We start from the raw sequence: 6,473 nt of genomic DNA, 5'->3' as shown, positions 1-6,473 counted from the left end.
CCTGATCGAGACACCGGAAACGGCGGAGGCGTTGCGGGACGCCAACATCGCCGTGCACAACACCCAGTCGCTCATGAGCATGGTGCGAACCGGAAAATGGGTCACGATCCTGCCGCAGACCGTCGTCCGACTATTGCCCGAAACCCTGACGTTTCGGCGGATCAGCGGCCTCACCTGGTGAATGCGGCAGATGCTATCATCAGCAAGCGCCTATATCGTAACCGTAGTGACCCCCCAGGTATTCGTCCCTACTGGAAACAGGCTGTAGCAGAAATTACTAAAGAAATAAAAGTTGGTGCAAGAGATCCAGAACTCTGTGAAAAGTTTTTTCGTTTTCTTGAACTGTACTATCGAGGCGGTGGTTGAAGGCTAAAACTTTAAGTTGAAAGACTGAAGGCTTAACATTGAAGTTCAAAAGTTAAAATTTGCATAAAAAAATAGTTGACTAGTTAGTTTCACCTTTTTCTTTCTTCAGCTATCGCCGACGGGTCTTACAAAAACCCAAGCATCTCATCAATACCTGCTTTAATGGTTATAGAAATCCGCTGACTAAAGTTGTAGCAGTATGGGTAATTTTTACCTTATTTTTGAGGATTAAACGGTCACTTGTATTTATGTATAAAAGCAGTAAATTTACTCATTTTTCAATATAAATTAAGGTAAATTTTCCAAAACTTTATCCTTAATCCTTCATCTTTTATCCTTGATAAAACCCTACAAGGAAAGCCTAGGGTGAACATCCTTCATCTTGACCCAGTTTCAACTGCTGCAAGTGATACACCCTAGCAGTATCAGTGAGGTTATATTGCAAAGGGGTGATGCTAATGTAGTTGTCGCGAATTGCCTGAACATCAGTAGGGATATCTTGAGGTAAGTGAATATGATCGGGTTGTTCAATATCCTCAATAACTTCACCAGCTAACCAGTAATAGATTTTACCTCGGGGATCAACTCGTTTCTCAAAATTCTCGATATAACGACGAACCCCTTGACGGGTTATAGCAATACCAGCTATGTCTGAGACCTTAACAGGTGGCACGTTGACATTGAGCAATGTTGTTTTTGGTAAAGGTTGCTCTGACAGCTGATTTAGGAGAGTTTTCGCAAATGAAGCCGCTACTTGAAACTCCTTTGAGGTGTAGGTGGCTAGACTGAAGGCAATGCTGGGAATCCCTCCGATTAACCCTTCCATAGCGGCTGAGACAGTGCCAGAGTAGAGGACATCAGTACCCAGGTTAGAACCATGGTTAATCCCAGAAAGCACTAAATCTGGTGCGCTATCCATTAATGCCCACAAAGCCAGCTTTACACAGTCTGAAGGGGTTCCAGAACAAGACCAAGCAGTAACCTTGGGATGGAAGATGTTATCTATAACTTCAGCACGGATGGGCTCATGAAGGGTCAAACCGTGACCAGTTGCTGAGCGCTCTCGGTCAGGACATACTACGGTAACATTGTGCCCCGCTTCAGCGAGGGTGTTGGCAAGGGTACGTACACCAAGGGCGAAGATACCATCATCGTTGCTGATCAGCAATTTCATAGGATATGAGGCTACAGCTAAAGATAAAAGTCGCTGTTCGATTCTAATCTGAAATTGATATATTCTAAGACCATCTACCCCACTCACCTGACCATTTTTTCAGTAAAATGAAACAGTCCTGCATAAATGACAGGGGTTTCCGGTTCTTCTCTTACTAACCTAAAATTACTGATGACAAGCCTCAACGAGATTGAGACCCAACTAGCTACACTCAAAGAAGAAGCAACCATTGCGATCGCTTCTACTGATACCTTGGAACAATTGGAACAGTTGCGCATTAATTACCTAGGCAAGAAAGGGCAACTGTCTCAGATATTGCGGGGAATGGGTAAGTTAGCACCAGCAGACCGACCTAAGATTGGTGCGATCGCAAATGTTGTCAAAGAAACCCTCCAGCATAACCTAGAGCAGAGGCTCCAAGACCTGAAAGCAGCTGAAATTCAGGCAAAATTGCGCTCAGAAACCCTGGATGTGACTATGCCAGGGGTATATCGTCCCCAAGGTCGCATTCACCCTCTCAATAGCACCATTGATCGGGCATTAGATATTTTTGTTGGTTTAGGCTACACCATTGCTACTGGCCCAGAGATGGAGACAGATTACTATAACTTTGAGGCCCTTAATACTCCCCCTGACCATCCGGCGCGGGATATGCAAGATACCTTCTACTTGCCGGATGGTAATTTGCTGCGTACCCATACCTCTTCGGTACAGATTCGCTACATGGAAAACCATGAGCCACCGATTCGGATTGTGGCACCTGGTCGAGTTTATCGACGGGATACGGTAGATGCTACCCACTCGGCAGTGTTCCATCAGATAGAACTGTTGGCAGTGGATGAAGGGATAACCTTTACCGACCTCAAAGGTACCCTTAGGGAATTTTTGGAGGCAATGTTTGGGGAAGAGTTAGAAGTGCGTTTCCGTGCCAGTTATTTTCCTTTCACTGAACCTTCAGCAGAGGTGGATGTGCAGTGGAAGGGGAAATGGTTAGAAGTGATGGGTTGCGGGATGGTTGACCCCAATGTACTCAAGGCTGTAGGCTATGATCCTGAAATTTATACAGGTTTTGCTGCTGGTTTTGGAGTAGAACGTTTTGCCATGGTGCTGCACCAGATTGATGATATTCGTCGCTTGTACAACAGTGATCTGCGCTTTTTGAAGCAGTTTTAGTGTTGATTAGCGTTACTGGTAGATTCGACGAAACTATAAATTATTAATCAAAACAAACCATGACAAAGTAAACCAAAATTATCCAAAGGATAAGTTTGCTATATAGCGTTGCTTATCCTTCTGATATCGCCACGAAACTGATTCTGGGTCTTTATCCTGACTCCACTGCTTAAAATCAGGTTGATCTCTTAATTCTTGGAGTGTTGCTGGTGCTACTCCTAATCGTTGAGCTAAGTCTTGTTCACTTAGTCCTTGAAAAAATTCGCTAAGAGAATTAAATTCTGGTGAGCTCATGCCAAAACATTAAATTCCAACACATTAGAGGTTAGCTGAAAAATCAAAAATAATGCCGTACCCAAATTAAAACAGAAAAAAGCTCTCGTTATCTGCTAGATTTTACCTGTTAACTGGGTTTTTAACCAAAACTCCTGGTTCTTTCTGAATCGGTAAAGCGTCTAATACATCAGTTTGAGCGCAATACTTTAAATCTTCATGACCATTCAGCCGCAGCAGGCGTTTTCCGTGACTAGCGTGATAGAACATCTCTAGTAATTTATCTTGCCACTGGGAGTAAAGTGCGATCGCACCAATTACTTCATCATTACCAGCAATGTCATCCACTGAGTCTCCGGTTTCTTCCATAAGTCTTTGACTAATCGCCCCAGCACAAACCGTGTCTTCTAGGGAGTAGGCTCCTTCCCAACCTGACCCCACTAGCCAAATACTATCTGGTTTGTGGGTCAGTAAATACTCCACCGCTGCCACACGATTCACTAAGGCGGCGGCTAGGACTACCGGGGAATTTTGGACACGCTGTAAGGCACGGGTACCGTTGGTGGTACTGATGAATAGTCTCCTGCCCTGTACTCGCTCAGGTGTGCAAATCAAGGGCGAGTTACCCAGATCACAGCCCTCTACCATTTTACCACCCCTTTCCCCAGCTCTTAGCCGTTTGTCAGTGGGCCATTGTTCACTGATTTCCATTAACTGGTCAATATCACTGAACACTTGAACGGCTTCAGCACCAGCATTCAAAGCTGTAGCCATGGTAGTCGTGGCTCGCAGGACATCAATTGCGATCGCACAGTCTGGCAAGGTGTCTGTGGGAGTTTCTTCCGGGGTGTGGTAGATAGATAGCTTCACGGCTTGGATATAGTTGTTTTTTGGACTGCTGAAATTTTCGTTGACATAACCAGCCTCATTAATCTTGAAGATTAAACCAGTCAGCCTAATGGCATCCCAATTTATCGGGCACGACAGCCACAAATTATAGTATATTAGTTAGTCGGTTAAATCAAGGTGCCTCTTCGTTAAAGCCTGGTAATTCCCGGCAATTTCCCGGATTACAACCGCGAAGATGCAGACTCAGGATTGATTTCCTACGTTGGTTTGGTCAGGATCCCCGGGGGTGACCTCCAGCTCCCGGCTCTATCGCTAGCTACTAAGGAAAGGCAAAATGTGTGGTTAGCCTAACAAGCCATTATAACATTGTCGTTCGCGTAGCGGGACGAAGTCCGGAACACATTACCAAATTGAGATGCACTAAAAATGCCAAATTATGTATTTGTTATTGACACAAACAAACAACCACTAAACCCAATTTACCCGAAGAAAGCACGCCGGTTGTTAGACAAAGGTAAAGCTGCGGTTTTCAGGATGTATCCTTTCACGATCATCTTAAAGACTGCGATTCGGCAAAGCCGACGCTGCGCGAACGATAATCCAGTTATCTCATCTTGTCAAATAAAGATTGACCCTGGTAGTAAGGTAACTGGATTTGCCCTAGTTCAAAACAACCAAGTTATTTAGGGTATGGAATTAGAACACAGAGGAGGATTAATCAAGAAAAAACTAGAGTCTAGAAGAGCTGCAAGACGTGGAAGACGTAACCGTCATACCCGATACAGAAAGCCACGATTTCTTAACCGTAGATGTCCAGAGGGATGGCTTTCACCTAGCCTAGAGCACAGGGTGTTGACTATTGAAACTTGGGTAAAACGACTAATTAAATTTTGTCCTGTCAATGAGATTTGGGTCGAAAAAGTCAAGTTTGACACCCAAAAGATGCAAAATCCTGAAATCAATGGCACTGAGTACCAGCAAGGGGAACTAGCTGGTTATGAAGTTAGGGAGTACTTACTTGAAAAATGGGGGAGATAATGCACTTATTGTGGTAAGCAGTCCGGTAGTGATAAATAAGTAGTGATAGAATATTATATTGACATTAAATAATGCATTTTTTTATGTAAAAATAGTAATTTTGATATCATTAATTAGTAGCTTTTATTGTTTAAATAATAAAAGCTACTAATTAAAAAATATTTAAAAAACTGCTAAACTTTTGTTATAAAAAACGTTATCAAGTTATCAATACACCATCGTAAGAATGAATACAGTCTCAGATTTAATAACGCGACCCAATTGCCCTTACTGCAATTGTGAGCGAACAGTGAAAAAGCGATGCAGAGGTGCGACCCGTGGCGAATTTAATTACGGGTCAAACGCACCATTACGGTCTTGGGGAGCCAGTGCGGTCTTGGGGGTTCCCCCCATGAGCAACTGGCGTGGTTTCCCCCATGAGCGACTGCATCAAGACATGGAAGCACTCATAATAAAAAGCAAAAATATCTCTGTTTCTCTTGGTGCGCATTCACGCTTTTCGGGGAACCCGACCGGGGTCGCACCGCAAAAACTGTAAGAGACAGTTTGTAAAAAATCCGACAAAAAAAACGATATCCTTGTCGATCAAAAAGAGAATCGATTACCTATTACTTGAGAAAATATATGCAAGCCGGTATTGCTCGAACAGTTGGAGTTTCAAAAACATGGCTCCAGAATTATGTTAATAAGAAATATGCGGAAACCCCCCGAAAAATAAAGGTTTCAGAAAAACCGTGCATGTAAGATGTCCATTCTCTTGGTGCGCGTTCCCTAGGTCGGGTTTCCCGACCGGGGTCGCACCGCTGAATGTGATGAAATGTGGTCTTTTGTTAAAGCGATGCAGCGCGGTCTTGGGGGTTCCCCCGGAGACGAAACCTGATTACGTTGAGCCTTTATGGTTGGTAGGTTATGCAAAAAAGGGTTAAAACTTGAGGCGCGACCCCGTAATTTAATTCTTCACGCGGAAAGCGCGCCTCCATTGATTAAGGCGAGCCTGTCTTACGGTAACTTCAAACCATGAGCGACTGCATCAAGACAAAAAAAGATAATAAACAATGGATTTGGTTGGCCATTGGCCGTTGGCCACGCTACGCGAACGATGGCCGTTGGCCACGCTACGCGAACAAGAAACTAAAGAAATTGTTGGATTTTATCTTGGAGATCGTAGTCGAGAATCAGCAATCAAGGATGTTTGTCTAGAATTAGTAACCGAATTAATGAAATTAAATCCTAATAAGCGAAAGTATTATCAACGAGGTCTAAGGGCTAGATTACTTATAGAGTCTGCGTTTTAGCTTATTTCGTCGCCCCCTCAGCTATTAACGATGCAGGTTGGTATCAGTTTAGGAAATGGTTAGAGCATTTTGGCAAGAAGTTTGGTAGAGTCACGGTTGCAGTGAATCCTGCCTATACGAGTCAAAATTGCTCAGAATGCGGCGAGGTAGTCAAGAAGTCGCTATCAACTAGGACTCACGTCTGCAAATGTGGTTGTAAATTAGACCGAGACCACAACGCCGCAGTCAACATCCTGAAAAAAGCCTTGGGTACGGTGGGGCACACCGGAACCTGGATCATCGATCCGAACACTTCGGGAGATTTA

General features: G+C 43.9%; 6 protein-coding genes and 3 pseudogenes. 6 read left to right on the top strand and 3 right to left on the bottom strand.

The features are described from left to right. A pseudogene (locus tag F6K37_RS29445) lies at window positions 1–366 on the top strand (hypothetical protein); the annotation flags it as partial. 361 nt (window positions 367–727) lie between these two features. On the opposite strand, the gene surE reads toward F6K37_RS29445, so the two are convergent. After that, window positions 728–1,540, bottom strand: a complete 813-nt coding sequence (gene surE, locus F6K37_RS29440; RefSeq protein WP_044492659.1) for a 5'/3'-nucleotidase SurE — start codon at window positions 1,538–1,540, stop codon at window positions 728–730. A 171-nt stretch (window positions 1,541–1,711) separates the two neighbouring features. On the opposite strand from surE, the gene pheS reads away from it, so the two are divergent. After that, window positions 1,712–2,713, top strand: coding sequence for a phenylalanine--tRNA ligase subunit alpha (gene pheS / locus F6K37_RS29435; protein WP_324293468.1), 1,002 nt, complete (start codon window positions 1,712–1,714; stop codon window positions 2,711–2,713). A gap of 78 nt (window positions 2,714–2,791) precedes the next feature. On the opposite strand, the gene F6K37_RS29430 is transcribed toward pheS, so the two are convergent. Together F6K37_RS29430 and F6K37_RS29425 are read right to left on the bottom strand one after the other, a co-directional pair. Further along, entirely contained in the window at window positions 2,792–3,007 is a 216-nt protein-coding gene (locus F6K37_RS29430) for a hypothetical protein (RefSeq protein ID WP_008182463.1), read from the bottom strand. A gap of 102 nt (window positions 3,008–3,109) precedes the next feature. After that, on the bottom strand, window positions 3,110–3,856 hold the full coding sequence (locus F6K37_RS29425; protein ID WP_044492687.1) for a 2-phosphosulfolactate phosphatase family protein: 747 nt from the start codon (window positions 3,854–3,856) through the stop codon (window positions 3,110–3,112). 405 nt (window positions 3,857–4,261) lie between these two features. Here F6K37_RS29425 and iscB point away from each other — a divergent pair. From iscB to F6K37_RS29405, 4 genes and pseudogenes are all read left to right on the top strand, one after another. After that, window positions 4,262–4,870 (top strand): annotated as a pseudogene (gene iscB, locus F6K37_RS29420) (RNA-guided endonuclease IscB); the annotation flags it as partial. 292 nt (window positions 4,871–5,162) lie between these two features. Next, complete coding sequence (locus F6K37_RS29415; protein WP_154659749.1) at window positions 5,163–5,411, top strand: hypothetical protein; 249 nt, start codon at window positions 5,163–5,165, stop codon at window positions 5,409–5,411. A 479-nt stretch (window positions 5,412–5,890) separates the two neighbouring features. Continuing rightward, window positions 5,891–6,073 (top strand): hypothetical protein, encoded by a 183-nt coding sequence (locus F6K37_RS29410; RefSeq protein ID WP_008182453.1) that lies wholly within the window; start codon window positions 5,891–5,893, stop codon window positions 6,071–6,073. Window positions 6,074–6,188: 115 nt separating this feature from the next. After that, window positions 6,189–6,473, top strand: a pseudogene (locus F6K37_RS29405) (RNA-guided endonuclease InsQ/TnpB family protein); the annotation flags it as partial.

Origin of the sequence: Moorena sp. SIO4E2, assembly GCF_010671945.1 — a bacterium.
Classification (GTDB): Bacteria; Cyanobacteriota; Cyanobacteriia; order Cyanobacteriales; family Coleofasciculaceae; genus Moorena; species Moorena producens.
This window is presented reverse-complemented; position numbering and strand designations above follow the sequence as displayed.